This window comes from Marinifilum breve (assembly GCF_003202155.1).
Lineage (GTDB): Bacteria > Bacteroidota > Bacteroidia > Bacteroidales > Marinifilaceae > Marinifilum > Marinifilum breve.
Window position 1 is genome coordinate 162463 of the sequence record NZ_QFLI01000002.1, and the last position, 19470, is coordinate 181932.

Here is a 19470-nt window from a genome sequence, read left to right on the forward strand (position 1 = left end):
TCCAATTGAGTTTTTAATTGAAAATTGATGCAGAAATTAGGCGGTATCTAATATTTTTTCATTATTTTAATGTTGCTTTAATCAATTCGAGAAATATTATTTCGAATATTGACATTACAATTACTTAAGAATTTAATTTAAAGACCTACTATATGGATTCAAAATTTTCACCTCGTATTAAAGATGTTCTTTCATACAGCAAAGAAGAAGCTGAAAGGCTTGGGAATAGTGCTATTGGAACAGAACATTTGTTTTTAGGAATTCTTCGAGAAGGTGAAGGCATTGCTGTTGATATCCTTATCTCTTTGGGTGTTGATCTTTACGACATCAGAAAAAACATTGAAAGGGAAATTAAATCGGATACAATTACTGATTTAGATCAAAACAACATTCCTTTACAACGATCAGCTGAAAGAGTTCTTAAATTGATTTATTTGGAGGCTAAGGCCTTAAAAAATAACACCATTGACACCAGTCATTTACTCCTTGCCATATTAAAGGATGATAAGAGTATGGTTACTCAAATATTAGAGGATCAAACTGTAGACTATAATAAGGTTAAAGAGAATTTAAAAACTTTGTTCCCTAAAGCTCAGGCTGATTATCCATCAGAAGAACGCGAAGGAAAAGGTGGAATGTCTGGCGGATCAAAAGGATCAAGCGCTCGTGGTAAATCCGAAACTCCTGTATTGGACAACTTTGGTATCGATATTACAAAATCGGCAGAAGAAGGAACCTTAGACCCAATTGTGGGAAGGGAGACTGAAATTGAACGATTGGCACAAATCCTAAGTCGTCGTAAAAAGAACAATCCAATTTTAATTGGTGAACCTGGTGTTGGTAAATCTGCCATTGCTGAAGGCTTGGCTTTAAGAATTGTTCAGAAGAAAGTTTCGCGCGTACTATTTGGTAAACGCGTAGTTACCTTGGATTTGGCTTCGATTGTTGCGGGAACCAAATATCGCGGTCAGTTCGAAGAGAGAATGAAAGCCATTCTAAATGAACTATCTAAGACAACGGATATTATCTTGTTTATTGATGAGATTCACACCATTGTTGGTGCTGGAGGCGCAACTGGTTCTTTAGATGCCGCCAACATGTTAAAACCAGCTCTTGCTCGTGGAGAAATTCAATGTATTGGAGCAACAACCCTGGATGAATATCGTCAGAATATTGAGAAAGACGGTGCATTAGAAAGGCGTTTTCAAAAAGTGATGGTAGAACCTACCTCCCCTGAGGAAACCATAGAGATTCTAAACAATATCAAGGAACGTTATGAAGATCATCACAATGTGTATTACACCGATGAAGCTATCGATTCTTGTGTGAAGTTAACTTCCAGATATATAAGCGACAGGTATCTTCCGGATAAAGCAATTGACGCATTGGATGAAGCGGGTTCTCGTGTTCACATTTCAAACATCCATGTTCCGGTAATTATCGAAGAACTTGAGAAAAAGATTGAAGATACTCGCCAGAGCAAAATTAAAGCCGTTAAAGCTCAAAAGTTTGAATTGGCAGCTAGCTTTAGAGATAAAGAAAAGAACTTCTCTGAAGATCTAGAAAAAGAAAAAGAAAAATGGGAACAGGAACTAAGCCTTAAAAAGGAAAAGGTTTCTGAAGAAGATATTGCAGAAGTTGTTGCAATGATGACAGGAGTTCCTGTAAAGAGAATTGCACAAGCTGAAGGTTCTCGCCTGCTAAAAATGGATGATGAACTGCAGGGTAAAGTAGTTGGTCAGGACGATGCTATTGCTAAAATTGTAAAGGCAATACAGCGGAATCGTGCTGGTTTAAAAGATCCTAACAAACCTATTGGAACATTCATTTTCTTAGGTCCTACTGGTGTTGGTAAAACTCAGTTGGCAAAAGTTCTTTCAGAATATCTTTTCGATAGTTCAGATGCTTTAATCCGAATTGATATGAGTGAATACATGGAAAAATTTGCTGTATCAAGATTGGTTGGAGCACCTCCGGGATATGTTGGATACGAAGAAGGTGGACAACTAACTGAGAAAGTAAGAAGAAAGCCTTATTCAGTAGTTCTTTTGGATGAAATCGAGAAAGCACATCCTGATGTATTCAATATTTTGCTGCAGCTATTAGATGATGGTCAGTTAACTGACAGTTTAGGACGAAGAGTTGACTTCAAAAACTCTATCATCATCATGACTTCGAACATTGGTAGTCGTGAGCTGAAAGATTTCGGGAAAGGCATTGGTTTCCAAACTGGTGGAAATGATTCTAACGAGTATGCCAATAGCATTATCCAAAAGGCATTGAAAAAAGCTTTCGCTCCTGAATTCTTGAACAGAATTGATGATTTGATCATGTTTAATTCTTTAACTCAGAAAGATATTCACAAGATTATCGACATCGAACTTAACGGATTATACAAGAGAATCAATGACTTGGGTTATAACATCAAAATTTCTACTGCAGCGAAAGATTTTATCGCAGAAAAAGGATACGATGTTCAGTTTGGTGCCCGTCCATTAAAACGAGCAATTCAAAAGTATCTTGAAGATGAAATGGCAGAGGTTATTATAAAAGCAAGCATCTCTGAAGGTGATACAATTTCGGTAGGTTTAGACAAATCGAAACAGAAAATCACCACCAAAATACTAAAAGCTCAAAAGGAGCTAGAATAAAAAAAGCCGGAGATTTAATCTCCGGCTTTTTTTATTCTTTTTTCACACTTTTTTATTCTCATTTATTTAGAATAAATCAAAACAATTTCTATCTTTGATCGAAACGACAAAATACATAATTATGCAAAAAAACAATAGCAAAGTTACATTTGCAGGAAATGCAATGACTTTAGTAGGAACAGAAATAAATGCAGGAATGAAAGCTGAAAACTTCACAGCACTTGGACAAGATTTATCGCCTGTTCAACTTTCTGATTTTGATGGAAAAGTGAAAATCCTTTCTGTATTTCCTTCAATTGATACTGGTGTTTGTTCTGCTCAAACTCACAGATTTAACAAAGAAGCTGCATCGCTTGACAAAGACATTCAAATCATTACATTATCAAACGATCTTCCATTTGCTTTAGGTAGATTCTGTGGTGCTGAAGGTATCGAAAACCTGGTTACTTTATCAGATCATAAAGAATGTGATTTCGGATACAAGTATGGTTTCGTAGTTGAAGAATTACGTCTACTTGCTCGTGGTGTTGTGGTTATCGACAAAAACAACGAAGTAAAACACGTTGAGTATGTAGCTGAAATGACTGAAGAACCAAATTATGAAGCAGCTTTAGAGGTTGCTAAATCTTTAGTATAAATTAAGTTTATTGAATAAGCAGAAAGCTCCTTCGGGGGCTTTTTTAATACCACTACTTATGTACTTATTTTTCGATACCGAGACAACTGGATTACCAAAGAAATGGAATGCTCCGGTTACAGATTTGGACAATTGGCCACGTTTGGTTCAATTAGCCTGGTTATTGTATGATAGTCGCAATCAGGAAATTAAATCAGCCAACCGAATTATAATACCAGAAAACTTTACAATTCCAACCGAAGCATCGGATGTGCATGGCATTACAACAGAAAGAGCTCTTGCTGAAGGTATAGATCTTTACGAAGCTTTAAATGAATTTTCATCGGCAATGGATGATGCTGAATATTTAATTGCACACAATATTAGTTTCGATGAAATGATAATTGGAGCTGAATTTCTTCGTAAGGATGTAAAAAGTCAATTGGCAGAGATCCCAAAAATATGTACCATGAAAACCACTACCAATATTTGCAAAATTCCTGGAAGATATGGTTACAAATGGCCAAATTTAACTGAATTGCATCAGCATCTTTTCCACAAGGGATTTGATGGTGCTCATGATGCCCTTGCAGATGTAATAGCTTGTGCAGACTGCTTTTTCGAATTGAAAAAATCAGGAATGTACCAACAGCAAGGAAGTTTGTTTTAAGAAATAAATGCTTTGCACGAAAAAGGGAACCTAAACAGTAACCAGCTGTATAAGTTCCCTTTTTTCAATTCACATTCACTTTTTTATTTTTCTAAAATCAACCTTAATTAAATCTTCTTTTATTCTGGTACTTGGGCGAAATGCCATTTTTACACTTTTAATTTTCGAGGCATTTATTTGTTCAGGATCATCTACTCCTTCTCCACTTATATGCAAAGAAAATGTTCCCAAATCACCCAATTCTACACTGCAATTGTCTTTCAAAAAATACGGAATCTGACTTGTGAAAGCCTCCAAAACTCCAATTACATCAGTTGTACTAAAGGTTGAAGTTTCCGATATTCTTTCTGCAACATCTCTTAGTGTTCGCTTTTGTCGGTTAGCAACCCTAGGATAGTATTTCTCACTCTTCCCTTCCTTTTTTAAGGGTGAATTCATTTTTACCGCTTTGTACTTTACAGCCATATTCTTATAGAGTAATCTAATTAAAACCAAAGGTTATATACTTATATTAGCAACACTCTAATATAGTAAATTACAATATATATTAAAATTTATTTTGATATATATTGTAATTAGATTTAATATATATGAAATATTATTTTAATATATATCAAAAACATACTTATCACTAATAATTTGCATAAAAAAGGCCATCTGCATTTTTACAGATAGCCTTTAATCTATTTTTGTAAGATTGTTCTACTTCACAATTCCAAACAAATCGTAATCTTCACAATCTGTTATTTCAACATTATAGAACTCTCCTATTTTCAAGTTTACGTTCTCTACTGAAATCAAAACCTCAGGATCTACTTCGTAAGAATCAAATTCGGTTCTTCCATAGTAATAATCACCTTCTTTTCTGTCGACTACTACTTTTAACTCTTCGCCCAAACGTTTTTTGTTGGCTTCCATGCTAATGTCTTGCTGTATCAACATGATTTCCTCTTTTCTTCTTTCCTTTTCTTCCTGTGGAATATTATCCTCGTAGTGATTTGCAGCATAGGTATCTTCTTCATCAGAATAAGGAAATACGCCCAAACGTTCAAATTTCATTTCCTGAACGAAATTTTTAAGATCTTCCATATCTTCCTCTGTTTCACCCGGATGACCAACCAGCATGGTAGTTCGAAGCGTTATGCCTGGTACTTCTTCACGGATTTTTTTGATAAGATCTATGGTTTTAGCTCGATCTATACCTCTTCGCATCAAATTTAACATGTTGTCGCTTGAATGTTGCAAGGCAATGTCGAGGTAACGGCAAACTTTTGGATTCTCACGCATTAATTTTAAAATCCCGTAAGGAAATTGAGTTGGATATGCATAATGCAACTTGATCCATTCCAGATCTTCAATTTTAGATAACTCTTCAACCAATTCTGCTAATTTCGATTCTTTGTACAAATCGATACCATAATAAGAAAGATCCTGAGCAATTACCAAAAGTTCTTTCACTCCGTCTTTCACAAGATTTTTTGCTTCTTCAACAATATCTTCGATAGGACGAGACACATGTTTGCCAGTAATAATTGGAATTGCACAATACGAACATGAGCGATTACATCCTTCTGAAATTTTTAGGTAAGCAAAATGCTTTGGCGTTGTAACAACTCTTAAATTTTTGAAGTCTGGCACATAGTCTTTATTCAACTCATTTACCATTCCTTTCCAATCGAACTTCCCAAAATACTTATCAACTTCCGGAATTTCTTCACTTAGCTGTTCTCTGTATCTTTCCGATAAACACCCCATCACAAAAAGCTTATCGATTCTACCATCTTTTTTTGCTTCTACATATTGCAATATGGTATCAACCGATTCCTCTTTTGCATCGCCAATAAATCCACATGTATTAATAATAATGGTTTTGGCATCGCTATTCTCCTCTTCACATGTAACAGAAAACTGGTTTGCATCGAGTTGTTTCATTAACAATTCTGTATCGACCAAGTTTTTTGAACAACCTAAGCTTATAATGTTGATTTTATTTTGACTCATACAATCCTCTTATCTCAAATTAAATTTTGGCAAAAATAGGATAAATTACTCTTTTTCCCATCTCCATACTTACTTTTGAATCTATTTATACCGATTACGAATCAATTCCTATGATTATTAAAAGCATTGATAAAAATCAATAGGTGATTCTGTATCGGCATTAACTCCCGAAATTCGGGACAGGCTATTGTAATTAGCAAAACGATTGGTAAATCATTTTGACATGCAATTGGTATAAAAAGAAAAAGGCTACCAAAAATGGCAGCCTGTCTTATATTATAATGTTCGATCTTTTCAATCAAATAATGAAGCTACAAATTCATCGCGGTTGAACACCTGCAAATCTTCCATTCCTTCACCAATTCCGATATATTTTACTGGAACTTTAAACTGATCGGAAACACCAATCACAACTCCACCTTTAGCAGTACCATCCAATTTGGTAATTGCCAATGCATTTACTTCAGTTGCTTTGGTAAATTGCTTTGCCTGTTCGAATGCATTCTGACCAGTAGAACCATCCAACACCAATAAGATTTCGTTTGGAGCACCAGGAATTACTCTATCCATTACACGCTTAATCTTACTCAACTCATTCATCAAGTTGATTTTATTGTGTAAACGTCCAGCAGTATCAATGATCACTACATCAGATCCTTCTTCTTTAGCCTTAGTTAAGGTTTCAAAAGCAACAGATGCTGGATCAGCTCCCATTCCTTGGTTCACAACAGGAACTCCAACTCGCTCCGACCAAATAATTAACTGATCGACAGCTGCGGCACGGAAAGTATCGGCTGCACCAAGCATTACTTTCTTTCCTGCATTCTTAAATTGATGTGCTAACTTACCAATGGTTGTGGTTTTTCCAACACCATTCACACCAACCACCATAATAACATATGGGTATTCTGATTTTGGAAGTTCGTAAGCATCGTAATCACCTTTATTATTTTCCTCAAGAAGAGCAGCAATTTCCTCTTTTAAGATTCTATTCAATTCTGATGTTCCTAAGAATTTCTCCTTAGCAACTCTCTCCTCAATTCGTTCGATGATTTTTAATGTTGTATCCACCCCCACATCAGAAGTAATCAATACTTCTTCCAATTCATCAAGCACATCATCATCAACGGTAGATTTACCAACAACAGCTCTGGAAAGCTTTTTAAACACACTTTCCTTTGTTTTGGCTAACCCTTTATTAAGATTTTCTTTTTTCGATTTCGAAAAACTTCCAAATAATCCCATTTCTTCTAAATTTTAAGCTGCTAAAGTACAAAAAATCGTAAACACAAACAATTAACAATAAACGTTTTAAAATAAAACAATAAAAGTTTTGCTTTAAAGCACAAAAAAAGCTTCCCAAATAATCAGGAAGCTTTTATAATTCAGTATGATATGAATTTCTTACTTTTTAGCAAAGAAATCCTTAACGTTTTCATTTGGTACAATCTCTTCCTTAAAAGAGTATGAACCAGTCTTAGGTGATTTCACCATTTTGATTACTTTTGCGTAACCACGGCCTTCACCTTTCTGTAGGGTTGCTACTACTTTCTTAGCCATATCTTAAAATTATTTAATTTCTCTGTGAAGGGTTACCTTCTTCAAAATAGGATTGTACTTCTTCAACTCCATACGATCTGGAGTATTCTTTTTATTTTTAGTAGTGATGTATCTTGAAGTTCCTGGCATACCGCTTTCCTTATGCTCAGTGCACTCAAGAATTACTTGCACTCTATTACCTTTTTTAGCCATTTTCTATGCCTTTTTTAATAATTTTTAATAAATCCTTTTTCTTGAGCTTTAGTAAGTGCACCTTTTACACCTAATTTATTAATTAGACGTACTCCGGCAGCAGAAACTTTCAATTCAATCCAACGATCTTCTTCAGGAAGATAGAACTTTTTAACGAAAAGATTTGGATAGAATCTTCTTTTAGTTCTTCTCTTAGAGTGAGAAACATTATTTCCCACCATTACGCTCTTTCCAGTAATTTGACAAACTCTTGACATAGTCCAGATTATTTTTTTCCTTAAACGCTTTTCAAACAGGTCGCAAAATACGTAATAATTTTCTAAAAAATCAAATTATTTTACAACTTTTTACAGATATAATTTCAATCAGCATCAATCACCCGCTAATCTGCAAAAACAATACGTTTTTATGATCTGCCAGAATTCAGAATAACAAACAATAAATATCTGAATTGTAAATTGAAGTGATACTACATGCAAAAATAAAAAAATCCCTCCGAATTCGGAGGGATTTAAGCAATTATCTCGAGTTTATTCTCTATTCTTCTTCCTCGTTCAAAGATTTAAATCCTTTACCGATAATTTCATTTGCTTCTGTTACGTTTACAAATGCCTCAGGATCTACCGATTTAACATGTAGCTTCAAAATCTCAAGCTCTCTACGACTCATTACCGAGTAAACCATTTTTCTTTCTTCACCTGAATAAGCTCCTGTACCTGTAAATACAGTTGCACCACGTTTTAAATCTCCTTTAATCTTAGATACGATTGATTCGTACTCGTCTGAAACAATCATAACTGTTTTGTGATAGTTTGCTCCACTTACCACCATATCGATAATCTTACCTTCGATATAAATAATGATTAATGAATAGATTGCAAACTCCCAACCAATTGCTCCTGTTTCTGTTGGCTGTACCAAAGTGAACAACACAATTAATCCATCAACAATCATTACCAATTTACCTAATGACAGCTTTGTATATTTTGCAAAAATCATTGCAATAATATCAGATCCTCCTGAAGTTGCTCTGGACTTAAAGATCATTCCAATTGCAATACCATAAAATACACCTGCAACAATGGTATTCAACATTGGATCAGCAATTACTTTTGGATATCCTGGAACAACATATGTTTCCATGACCCAAACAGTTAATAGAATTGTACCAATACTAACAATGGTTTTAATTCCAAATCGAGGCCCTAAAATTATGGTACCTATAATTACCAGCGGAATTTCCATTGCAAATGTGGAATAACTAATTTTCCAGCCAAACAAAGTGTTTAGTACGGTGGCAATACCGTATACCCCACCTGGAGCCAATTTGTAAGGTACTACAAATAAGATGTCTGAAACAGCAAAAATAATACTACCCAAAATCAGGTAAGTGTACGCTGTTAACCATTCATTCGACAAGAACTTTTCTTTAGTAATAAAAGCCATTTTAATAGTGTTTGTTAAAGTGATAAAAATTCGCCGACAAAAATAGATTCGCCAATTTTATTTGCAAGATTTTTTCTCATTTTTCTCACTTTTACAAATGACTGAAAAACAGAACCAAAAGAAAGTTTGGCATATTTTTTTTAACAGCTTTTCAAAAAACGATTAAAAAAGACGTCAAATTTTCACTTATGAATAGGTGATTAGAAGTATTATTCCTGATTTTAAAATAGTAATAGAGTGAAAAAAACACAGCATAAAATCACGATTATGTACAATCAGGATATTTTAATAAGCGTTACATCACTCATTTTTCCTTCATTTAGGCAAATGCAAAACATATAAACCACACAAAAAGAGAGCTTTCAAGCTGAAACGACATCATCAATACTTATATTTGGCATTCGCTCCATTTTACTTACTTCTATACTTAGAAATCCATATTCATTCATCACTTGCCCTTCTATAACATAACAGCCAGGTCCACGAAACGGATATTCTTTGGCAACAGGTGGAAAATGCACAGTATCTAACCAATGTCCATCTAAATCTATCCAAGTTCCAAAATACATAATTTTACCATTACTGGCTTTTGTGGGTTTGCGATGAATTAAAAAACCAACAATTCTGATGTAACGATTGATTAAACGAGGCAAATGACAAGCTTTTAAGTCGGAAGGCAAATCATTTTTTACCAATTGAAATGGTGATTGAACAGATAAGCCTAACAATTCCAATTCGTCAAATGCATCTTCGAGCTTGTGCTTCCACAATTCAGGCAACTCAAACTCTTTTACCTCTGCCTGAAAAAGTGTTCTTTCTGCCTTGGTCTTCTTGCTATGCCCTAATAGAAAATGAGCATCCCACAACAACTCTTTCTTTCCTTTACCTGTAAATCGAAAAGATCCAATGCGTATTAATATTATCAATTGCTCCAAACTAGTTGGGAAACGTTTCACAAAGTCGCGCAAGCTTTTAAAATTTCCATGTTCCCTGCGTTCTTCAATCAATCTTTTTCCTGTTGAGCGTTCCAAGTCTCTTAAAAGATAAAATCCCAGCCAAATGGTATTTCCATCAATGATATTTTCCCAAGAACTCCGATTTACACAAGGTACTTCTATCTTGGCACCATGCATCACCGCTTCATGCAAATAGAGTTGTGCAGAATAGAATCCTCCTCCATTATTTAAAGTTGCTACCATATATTCCAATGGATAATACGCTTTTAAATAAAGTGCCTGAAAACTCTCGACTGCATAACTCGCCGAATGCCCTTTTGCAAAAGCATAATTGGCAAAACTCTCTATTTGCTTCCAGATATTGCTCACCACTGCATCAGCATAACCTTTTGCTCTACAATTGGAGAAAAATTTATCTCTCACCTTTGCAAATTCATTTCTCTGTTTAAATTTCCATGACATTCCCCGGCGCAACACATCCGCTTCATCTAAACTTAGTTCTGCAAAATAATGGGCCACCTTAATTACATCTTCCTGGTAAACCATTACGCCATAGGTTTCCTCAAGTATATCATACAATTCAGGCAAATCTCGTTGTGCCTGTTTTCTCCTTTCCTTATTCTGAAAACGAATAATGTATTCTCGCATCATTCCGCTTTTGGCCACTCCCGGACGAATAATGGAACTGGCAGCAACCAGGCGTTTGTAATCTTCTGCTTTCAGTTTGGTTAAAAGCATGCGCATGGCCGGCGATTCCACATAAAAACAACCAATTGCCTGTCCTTTTTTGAGCATTTGTTTTACGCGAGAATCCTCCATAAACAATTGGGTATTGTTAATATCGATATCTATTCCATGATTCTGCTTAATGATAGCCAATGTATCTTTAATTTTTCCCAAACCACGCTGACTTAAAATATCAAACTTGTGCAAGCCCAAATCTTCGGAAATGTACATATCAAATTGGGTAGATGGAAACCCCTTTGGCAATAATTCAGTGGCCGAATAGTTGCTAATGGGCTCTTCCGAAATCAAAATTCCGCTGGAATGTATGCTATTGTGACTTGGAAAACCACTTATGTATTGACTGTATCGAATGACCCACTTTCCATATTCATCGGCTTGCGCCGGATTGGAGTTCTTTTGCAAGCGACTGATTTCTTCGTCAGGTAAACCAAATACTTTCCCAATTTCGCGAAATGCTGATTTGTGATTGAATGTGATAAAGTTTCCCAGCAAAGCAATTTTATCCGGACCATATCTATCAAATAAATAACGTGTGACATCATCACGATCTGTCCATGAAAAATCGATATCAAAATCGGGAGGTGATGATCGGAAAGGATTGATGAAGCGCTCAAAGTAAAGATCTAAGTCAACCGGATCAACATTAGTGATTTTCAACAAGTAAGCAACCAAACTATTCGCTCCACTTCCTCTTCCAACATGGTAATATCCTTCACCTTGCGCATAGCGAACCAAATCCCAATTGATCAGGAAGTAGGAACAGAAACCAAGTTCTCGAATCACCTTCAATTCCTTATTTAAGCGGTCTAAAATTTCATCGGTTATTGTACGATACCGATATTCTAATCCCTCACAGGCCAATTTCATGAGCAGTTTAAAATCTTCTTTCTCCGAATCGGTAAAAAGTTTCTTGTTTTTGTTGGTTCCAAATTCGAAATCCATACTGCAAGCTGCCAATAGAGCTTCTGTATTCTTTATAATTTCAGGATAATCTTTATACAATTCCAACAGTTCAGACTTACTTCTATAAAGATCTTCATGACTCGCCTGTTCTTCTTCCGAAAGCTTACTTAGCAGTGTGTTTCTATCAATAGCCCGCAGCAGTCGATGAATATTGTAATCTTTTTTGTTGCGAAAACTTGCAGTTTGTAGAATTACCAGCTTATCCAGTCTATTCTTCCATTCAGAGAATGGCAAGTGAGGTAAATCCTGTGGTCTGACTCCAATGCATTCATTTGCTTTTAGATCTCTATACTGGCTTTGAAATGGATAGATCACATAAACTTCATTCAAATCTGGAGCCTCTGGTTCAAATACTTTACTGTTATTCAGGTTTTCTGATAAAAACTCATTGATTTCCCGAAATCCAGTCGCACTTTTAGCCAGCAATACATATTGCTGTATCGCTCTATTCCTGATATCTGCTCCCACAAGCGGCCGTACATTAAATTCCTTTGCCTGTCGTACAAAATCGAGACTTACTGCTGTATTATTAATATCAGTTAATACAATCGTATCGTGTCCTCCTGTCTGGCTTTCTTTTAAAACCTCCTCTACAGAAAGAGCTCCGTACTTAAAACTATAATATGAGTGGCAATTCAATAACATTAATAATGAGTAATGAATAATTAGTAATGAGTAATAATGTCTTTTGTCTTAGTATGAGCTATAAACTTTAATCATCTATTTTAGGTGTAATGGTTATCAAATCAAGCTCTATTATTCATTACTAATTGTTAATTATTAATTGAGTTTTATCGTCTGCGATGAGCAGGAATAATTGGAGCTTGCCCGTTAAAAGGATTCATTCCTCCAATGGTTTTTACATCCATTCCTATGGCGCGTTTAACCGCATTTTTTCCAAACCTGTTTCTCAAATGATCCATTTTCTGATACAGCTTAATGAGTTTTTCAGAGTCTTCGAACAGGCGAATTTGGTAAGTTCCTCCCACCAAATTACTGAAACGAACTCCTATGAGTCGGATCAAAACTCGGCGTTCATACATTTTATCAAAGAGATCGAGCACTGTAGCGATTAGTGTGTGATCAAGCGAAGTGTAAGGGATTCGCTTCTGCTTGGTATAAGTCTGAAAATCGGAATAACGAATCTTAACCGTCACGCAAGCAGTTAGTTTGTTTCCATTTCGGAGCTGGTAAGCCAAATTTTCAGCCATTGCAACCAAAATACTGCGCAATTTCACAACATCAGTGGTATCTCGCTCAAAAGTTCGTTCGGTAGAAATGGATTTTCTCTCGTTCCATGCAATCACCGGAGTGTTATCAATACCTTGTGCTTTTTTCCAAATCACTTGTCCGTTTTTTCCCAGTACACGTTCCATTAACTCCATGGGCATTTCTTGTACGGTTCGTACTTTTTCTATCCCCATACTTCGCAACTTGTGGTAAGTTTTATCGCCCACCATCGGAATTTTTTTAATGGAAAGCGGGGCCAAAAAAGGCACCTCTTCGCCACTGTTAATATTGATGTGATTATTGGGTTTGGCTTCTCCTGTTCCTACTTTAGAAACCGTTTTACTAGTAGATAAACCAAAGGAAATAGGCAAGCGAGTCTCCTTCATAATCTTTTCCCTCAATTCCTTTGACCACATGTAGCTTTCCTTCACAAAGCGATCCATTCCTGTTATGTCCATATAAAATTCATCAATAGATGATTTTTCGAACAAAGGAGAACGCTCCTTAATGATTTCTGTTACATGATCGGAATATTCGCTGTAAGTTCCACTATTTCCTCTAATCACAACAGCTTCCGGGCAAAGCATACGCGCCATTTTCATGGGCATGGCAGAATGAATGCCATACATACGTGCTTCGTAAGAACAAGCTGCTACCACTCCTCTATCTGATGTTCCTCCTATTAGTACTGGTCGATTGTTCAACCTACTGTCCTGCAACCTCTCACACGACACAAAAAATGTGTCTAAATCCATATGTAATATTGTCTTTTTCATTAAATGTCGATATTTTCGTCATAATCCTGTCAATAATTTAGTCTATTATCCTTATCTTTGAAAGAAAAAAGCATGTTTTTTGCAGAAAATATCAAGTTCCTTCGCAAGAGAAGAAAGAAATCACAGGCCGACTTGGCTGATCAATTGGAGATTACACGAACCACACTGGCAGGCTATGAAAAAAGCGTTCAACCACCTTTTAAAGTACTGGTGAAATTTGCCGAATACTTTAATGTTTCCATTGATGCATTAATAAGGTATAAGCTGCAGGAATTATCGGAATTTCAGCTTTCTCAGATCGAAGATGGATTTGACATTGATGTAACTGGCAAAAAACTTCGTTTGCTTACCATATCGGTAAATCAAGATGGAGATGAAAACATTGAAATGGTTCCCTTAAAAGCCCAGGCTGGCTATACAAATAGCTATGGTGATTTGGAGTTTATAGAATCACTTCCAAAGTTCTCTCTTCCTTTTTTGCCAAAGGATAAAACCTATCGCACCTTCCAAATTGAAGGAGATTCAATGCTTCCCATTCCCGAAGGATCGTGGGTAACGGCATCATACATTCAAAATTGGGAAACGATTAAAGATGGTACTCCTTGCATAATTGTTACTCAGGAGGATGGTATCGTATTTAAAATGATATACAAGCAACTTGAAAAAAACCAAACACTTCTTTTGGTATCAACCAACCGAAACTACAAACCTTACGAACTGCCAATTGGTAAAGTGGTAGAGATGTGGAAATTTGAAACTTACAATGGTTTTGAAATCGAATAAGAATCAGTATAACTTGTCGCTGAAATGTTAAAAAATCAAAAAAAGAATATCAAATCATTGTATGTACAACTAATAAATATATATTTGTCCCTGTAAATTAATAAATCATGAGCGAATCTTGTAAGACATATCACGAATGTTGCCTGTATTTTACAGCAAACTCTCTAGCCCGACAAATTAATGAAATGGCAGAAGATGCTTTTAAAATAACGGGTTTGGCACCTTCCTATGCTCATTTGATGTTATTATTAATTGAAGAGCCAGGTTTGAGTCAAAACATTCTAAGTAAAAGAATGAACCTAAAAGCATCCACGATGACGCGTTTCATTGACAAGCTGATGCAAAAGGGATATGTGGAGCGTGTGCAAGAAGGTCGTTCCGTTTATATCTACCCCACTGAAAATGGCAAGAATCTAAAGAAATCAATTAACCAGGCCTTAAGCATACTATTCGATAATTACTGTGAGGTCATGGGTGAAGAATTTGCCGTTAAACTGACTGAGGATATTCACAAAGCAAATACAATATTAAAGGAGTAAAATCCTTTATTTTTTTAGCACAACATTTGTATGTGCAACTAATATTAAAGGAATCATTTGATAAATATAATTGTATGTACAACTAAGACGATAAAGATATGAAGACACTAGTAATTTTAGCACATCCAAACCTAGATGAATCAATTGCAAACAAAAGAATTGCAGAACAATTAGAAAAAAACATCAAAAATGTAGAGGTCAGAGATATTATGAATCTATATCCTGATTTTAAAATAGATATTGAGACAGAACAAGAAGCACTATTACAAGCTGACACTATTATTTTCCAATATCCATTTTGGTGGTACAATATGCCGGCTATTCTAAAACAATGGTTCGATGATGTATTCTGTTTCAACTTCGCATTTGGACCTGAAGGAGACAAACTAAAAGGCAAAAACTTCGTGCTAAGTTTTACCGTGGGTGGTCCTGCAGACTCCTACTCTCCTCTTGGTTATAATCACTATCGCGTTGAAGATTTTACTCGTCCAATGGAGCAAACTGCCTATTTATCGCAAATGAACTACTTGCCTCCTGTGTACCAAAACGGAATGGTATATATTCCTGGCGTATACAATACCAAAGAGGCTGTAGAAGAACGCGCAGATCAACAAGTTCAAACTCTAGTTGATTTAATTACAGATTTACAGAGTAATGATCCAGAAAAAGTAATTAAAGGATTTGCGAAAGAATGGTTTGAACATTTTGATGTTTTGGCTGATGATGGCTATTTCAATAATCACATTGCCAATGGAGCCAAATTACAATTTGTAGAAGGGGAATTTGAAGGACACGAAGGATTTAGCCAGTGGTATGCCGAGATTAAGAAAAACATTAAACCAAATAATGAACATCGTATTGAATCCATTAATGTAACAGCAAACAACGGACATTTTGATGTGGATTTGACCGTTAAAATGAAAGCAGAAACAACATCTGGTGATTTGATGCAATTAAATGTGAAGGAAAACTGGAAAGTTGAAATTACCCGCGATGGTAGAGTTAAAATTCACGAGTATATCGTTAATTCGGTGAATTAAAGGTACAAGAGGTTGATGAAAAGTTTAAAAAACTATGGCTAGAGGATTGATGAACACCTCATTACCTTTGAAAATCACTCCTATAGGTTTGATTTTCGAAGGTGAAAGCTCGTTTTTTATACTTTGAAGCATGAAAACCATACCTCAAAGCTTGAATTTGATTCATAAAGGCTCGATTTTGAAGCCTATAGCATGGAAAATCATAGGTAATGGTACCAAAATCAAACTTCAAAGCATACAAATCAAACCTAAATCACTATCTATTTTAAAAAAAGGTATGATTTTCAAGTCTAAACCCATTCAATTGATAAAAATATTACTGCAAAGCTTAAAAAATTATCGTTAGATACAACCTTAGGGAACCAGTTCCACTTATAGTATTCTTTAGCGATTACAGAATAGAACTTAGACTCAGATAGAATTGTACTACAACAAATTAAATCAGTAATAAAAAATTAATGCACATAATGAGAAAAGCAATAGAAGATGTTGTAACAAAAATGTTTGTATACAACGACGAACACAATTGGGAAGGATTGGCGTCTGTTTTTGCACCGGAAGTTAAAATGCTTCACCTGTTGGAAGGAAACGAAACTGAGCATGTAATGACTCCTCAAGAGATTGTATCAGCATGGCGTCCAATTATGGAACAATTTCAATCGGTTCATCATCAAATTGGTAATATGCTTTTTAGAAGTATGGATGAAAACTCTGCCACTGTAACTTGCTATGGGACATCAACCCATTACAAAGCTGATAAGAGTGTTTGGGAAGTTGTAGGAACATACGAATTCAAACTGAACAGAATCAATAATGATTGGAAAATTGTTGATGAGATATTTAAGTGTAAACACCAATCTGGCAGCATAAATTAATAACTCATTTTATGAAACGATTATTTGAACCTGTAAAAATTAACTCTTTAGAGCTTAAGAATAGAATAATCCGATCGGCAGCATGGATGAATGCTGCCGAGGATAATGGCAGGCTAAATGAGCAAACTCTAAAGATTTATGAAGATCTGGCAAAGGGAGGTGCAGGTCTTGTAATAACAGGATATGCCTATATTTTAAAGGAAGAGCAGCCAAATCCAAACATGTTGGGAATATATAGTGATGATTTAATTGAAGAACATCAAAAGCTAACATCCCTAGTTCATGAAAATGGTTCCAAAATTGGACTTCAGATTGTGTATGGAGGATCTGCCAGTACGCACCCCAATGCCAAAGGAATGGAATTCATTGGTCCTTCAGCCGTTGAAAATCGCATGACTGGAATTACACCTAAAGAGGCAACTATTGAAGATTTTAAGCAACTCACCAAAGCTTTTGGAGATGCAGCATTGCGCGCAAAACAAGCTGGCTACGATGCCATTCAGTTTCATGCTGCACATGGCTACTTTTTGAGCATGTTACTAACTCCCTATTTCAATCGAAGAACCGATGAGTATGGTGGAGATATTCATGGCAGAGCAAAATTACTTTATGAGATTGTTCAAGAAGTAAGAAACAGAGTTGGTGATGATTTTCCCGTAATGATTAAGATGAACTATGATGATTTACTGGAAAATGGCGAAGGAATGACATTTGAAGAAGCTCAACAGGTTTGTCAAAGATTAGATGAAATAGGAATCGATTTAATCGAACTAAGTGCAGGAAGTCTATCGGGTAAACCGGATCTTCTTATTGTTAGAACTAAATTAAAGTCACCAGAAGCTCAATCATATTATAAGGAAGCCGCCATCAAAATTTCATCGCAGGTGAAAGCTCCAATTTCATTTGTAGGAGGAAATAGAACGCCAGACCTTATGGAAAAGATCTTAAATGATTCAAACATCGAGTTCTTTTCCATGGCCAGACCATTTATTGCGGAACCTGATTTGGTTAATAAATGGGAAGAAAACCCATCCTATCAATTAAAATGTATATCCTGTAATCGTTGCTGGGATACTGTCCCTGTATCGTGTATTTTGAATCGAAAAAAGTAAGTAGAATCATGAAAGCAAAAGTTTTAGTAGTTGGTTGTACCGGACAAACTGGAAGTTTAATTGTTGACAAGCTTGAGCAAAACAAAATTGTTGATGTAAGGTATTGCTCCAGAAGACAAGATCAAGTCGAAAAATGGAAAAGCGAAGGAAAAGATGCTGTTTATTTAGATCTGGATGAGCCCAGAACTTTTGGAATTGCATTGGCTGGTATCGACAGACTTTTTATTTTAACGGGCTACACTGTAGATATGCTTCTACAAACCAAAACATTAACTGACGCTGCTGTAAAAGCCGGAGTATCACACATTGTACATTGGGGAATATTTGCCAATTGGGATTGTACTGAAGGACATTTTGCATGGCATCAATTGGTTGAGACCTATATAAAGGCCAGTGGAATTGCCTGGACCAACCTTCATCCCAATTACTTCATGGAAAATCTGATAAATGTGACTCCAATTGTAGACAATCAATTTGTGATGTTTTCAGGAAAAGCACGCTGGGGCTGGACAGCACTGGACGATGCAGCTCGAGTTGCTGCAAAAGTATTGGAAGAAGGCGAAAAGAAACATTCTGGCAAATCCTATTGGTTAAGTACCGAGGCTTTAAATGGTGATGAAGCTGCTGAAATTCTCACTGAAGAATTAGGTAGAAAAATTACTTGTGATACCAAGGAACCCGAAGAGTTGGAAGCACTTTTTAACAGCGGAAGTACCGATGTAGAAATTACCTACGCCAGAAATGCTGTTGACATTATGCGTCAAATTCAAGATGGACGAATGACCTATATGGGAACCATCAGAGATGATGTGCCTTATGTAACAGGAACTCCTTCTACCAGCTTTAGAGAATGGGTGAAAATTCATAAGAGTGAATTGCTAAATAGTTTAACAAGTCATTAACACGGGCCTATCCTATTCTGGCAATGCAATTAACACATCTGTGTAACTATACCAGATCAATGTTACAAGCCTCATTGCATCATCAAAGCCATAAATTTGAAGAGAAATCAAAAAAACAAATAAAATGATAATTGTAACAGTTAAAGCCTCTCCAAAGAGCGAACACAAACAAGATTTTATATCTGCATTTAAGACAGTATCCGAATTGGTTTACAAGGAAGAAGGATGCATTGAGTATGAGATGTATCAAAAGGACAAGGAATCGAATGATCTATTCATATTCGAACGTTGGGAATCAAAAGAAGCATTGGATGCTCACCTAAAAACCAAACACATGGAAGATTTCTTTGCGAAAGTGTCTACATGGTTTGATAGTGAGAATGACATGCAAGTGTATGAAGTAAAATAAGT

The 19470-nt window shown here is 35.8% G+C and carries 19 protein-coding genes; 10 read left to right on the top strand and 9 right to left on the bottom strand.

Annotated elements, in window-relative coordinates; translation table 11 throughout:
* The first annotated feature begins 152 nt into the window (after positions 1-152).
* The 3 genes from DF185_RS04715 to DF185_RS04725 all read left to right on the top strand — a co-directional run bounded on the left by DF185_RS04715 (position 153) and on the right by DF185_RS04725 (position 3937).
* Entirely contained in the window at positions 153-2651 is a 2499-nt protein-coding gene (locus DF185_RS04715) for an ATP-dependent Clp protease ATP-binding subunit (protein WP_110359592.1), read from the top strand.
* Positions 2652-2772: 121 nt separating this feature from the next.
* Positions 2773-3288: a thiol peroxidase gene (tpx, locus tag DF185_RS04720; RefSeq protein WP_110359593.1), complete on the top strand. Its 516-nt coding sequence runs from the start codon at positions 2773-2775 to the stop codon at positions 3286-3288.
* A 58-nt stretch (positions 3289-3346) separates the two neighbouring features.
* The gene (locus DF185_RS04725; protein WP_110359594.1) at positions 3347-3937 is read left to right on the top strand and encodes a 3'-5' exonuclease; all 591 of its coding nucleotides are present in this window, start codon (positions 3347-3349) and stop codon (positions 3935-3937) included.
* A gap of 75 nt (positions 3938-4012) precedes the next feature.
* Here the strand turns inward: DF185_RS04725 and DF185_RS04730 are convergent, their stop codons facing one another.
* The 9 genes from DF185_RS04730 to dinB all read right to left on the bottom strand — a co-directional run bounded on the left by DF185_RS04730 (position 4013) and on the right by dinB (position 13808).
* On the bottom strand, positions 4013-4402 hold the full coding sequence (locus DF185_RS04730; RefSeq protein ID WP_110359595.1) for an HU family DNA-binding protein: 390 nt from the start codon (positions 4400-4402) through the stop codon (positions 4013-4015).
* 237 nt (positions 4403-4639) lie between these two features.
* Positions 4640-5938 carry a 30S ribosomal protein S12 methylthiotransferase RimO gene (gene rimO, locus DF185_RS04735; RefSeq protein ID WP_110359596.1) on the bottom strand — a complete coding sequence of 433 codons (1299 nt, stop codon included), beginning with the start codon at positions 5936-5938 and terminating at the stop codon, positions 4640-4642.
* Between the two features lie 294 nt (positions 5939-6232).
* Positions 6233-7183, bottom strand: coding sequence for a signal recognition particle-docking protein FtsY (ftsY, locus tag DF185_RS04740; RefSeq protein ID WP_110359597.1), 951 nt, complete (start codon positions 7181-7183; stop codon positions 6233-6235).
* Positions 7184-7342: 159 nt separating this feature from the next.
* Positions 7343-7498, bottom strand: a complete 156-nt coding sequence (locus tag DF185_RS04745; RefSeq protein ID WP_110359598.1) for a DUF4295 domain-containing protein — start codon at positions 7496-7498, stop codon at positions 7343-7345.
* Between the two features lie 9 nt (positions 7499-7507).
* The gene (gene rpmG / locus DF185_RS04750) at positions 7508-7690 is read right to left on the bottom strand and encodes a 50S ribosomal protein L33 (RefSeq protein WP_054721833.1); all 183 of its coding nucleotides are present in this window, start codon (positions 7688-7690) and stop codon (positions 7508-7510) included.
* A gap of 14 nt (positions 7691-7704) precedes the next feature.
* Complete coding sequence (gene rpmB / locus DF185_RS04755; protein ID WP_054721835.1) at positions 7705-7947, bottom strand: 50S ribosomal protein L28; 243 nt, start codon at positions 7945-7947, stop codon at positions 7705-7707.
* A 280-nt stretch (positions 7948-8227) separates the two neighbouring features.
* On the bottom strand, positions 8228-9136 hold the full coding sequence (locus DF185_RS04760; RefSeq protein ID WP_110359599.1) for a YitT family protein: 909 nt from the start codon (positions 9134-9136) through the stop codon (positions 8228-8230).
* A gap of 362 nt (positions 9137-9498) precedes the next feature.
* Positions 9499-12447, bottom strand: a complete 2949-nt coding sequence (locus DF185_RS04765; RefSeq protein ID WP_110359600.1) for a DNA polymerase III subunit alpha — start codon at positions 12445-12447, stop codon at positions 9499-9501.
* Positions 12448-12593: 146 nt separating this feature from the next.
* Complete coding sequence (dinB, locus tag DF185_RS04770; RefSeq protein WP_110359601.1) at positions 12594-13808, bottom strand: DNA polymerase IV; 1215 nt, start codon at positions 13806-13808, stop codon at positions 12594-12596.
* Between the two features lie 72 nt (positions 13809-13880).
* On the opposite strand from dinB, the gene DF185_RS04775 reads away from it, so the two are divergent.
* From DF185_RS04775 to DF185_RS04810, 7 genes are all read left to right on the top strand, one after another.
* The gene (locus DF185_RS04775; RefSeq protein ID WP_110359602.1) at positions 13881-14591 is read left to right on the top strand and encodes an XRE family transcriptional regulator; all 711 of its coding nucleotides are present in this window, start codon (positions 13881-13883) and stop codon (positions 14589-14591) included.
* 107 nt (positions 14592-14698) lie between these two features.
* Positions 14699-15130, top strand: a complete 432-nt coding sequence (locus tag DF185_RS04780; protein ID WP_110359603.1) for a MarR family winged helix-turn-helix transcriptional regulator — start codon at positions 14699-14701, stop codon at positions 15128-15130.
* Positions 15131-15228: 98 nt separating this feature from the next.
* Positions 15229-16170, top strand: coding sequence for an NAD(P)H-dependent oxidoreductase (locus DF185_RS04785; RefSeq protein ID WP_110359604.1), 942 nt, complete (start codon positions 15229-15231; stop codon positions 16168-16170).
* Positions 16171-16637: 467 nt separating this feature from the next.
* The gene (locus DF185_RS04795) at positions 16638-17045 is read left to right on the top strand and encodes a nuclear transport factor 2 family protein (RefSeq protein ID WP_165835943.1); all 408 of its coding nucleotides are present in this window, start codon (positions 16638-16640) and stop codon (positions 17043-17045) included.
* Between the two features lie 11 nt (positions 17046-17056).
* Entirely contained in the window at positions 17057-18157 is a 1101-nt protein-coding gene (locus DF185_RS04800) for an NADH:flavin oxidoreductase (protein WP_110359607.1), read from the top strand.
* Positions 18158-18165: 8 nt separating this feature from the next.
* Complete coding sequence (locus DF185_RS04805) at positions 18166-19059, top strand: NmrA family NAD(P)-binding protein (protein ID WP_110359608.1); 894 nt, start codon at positions 18166-18168, stop codon at positions 19057-19059.
* 124 nt (positions 19060-19183) lie between these two features.
* Positions 19184-19468, top strand: coding sequence for a putative quinol monooxygenase (locus tag DF185_RS04810; RefSeq protein ID WP_110359609.1), 285 nt, complete (start codon positions 19184-19186; stop codon positions 19466-19468).
* The last annotated feature ends 2 nt before the right edge of the window (positions 19469-19470 follow it).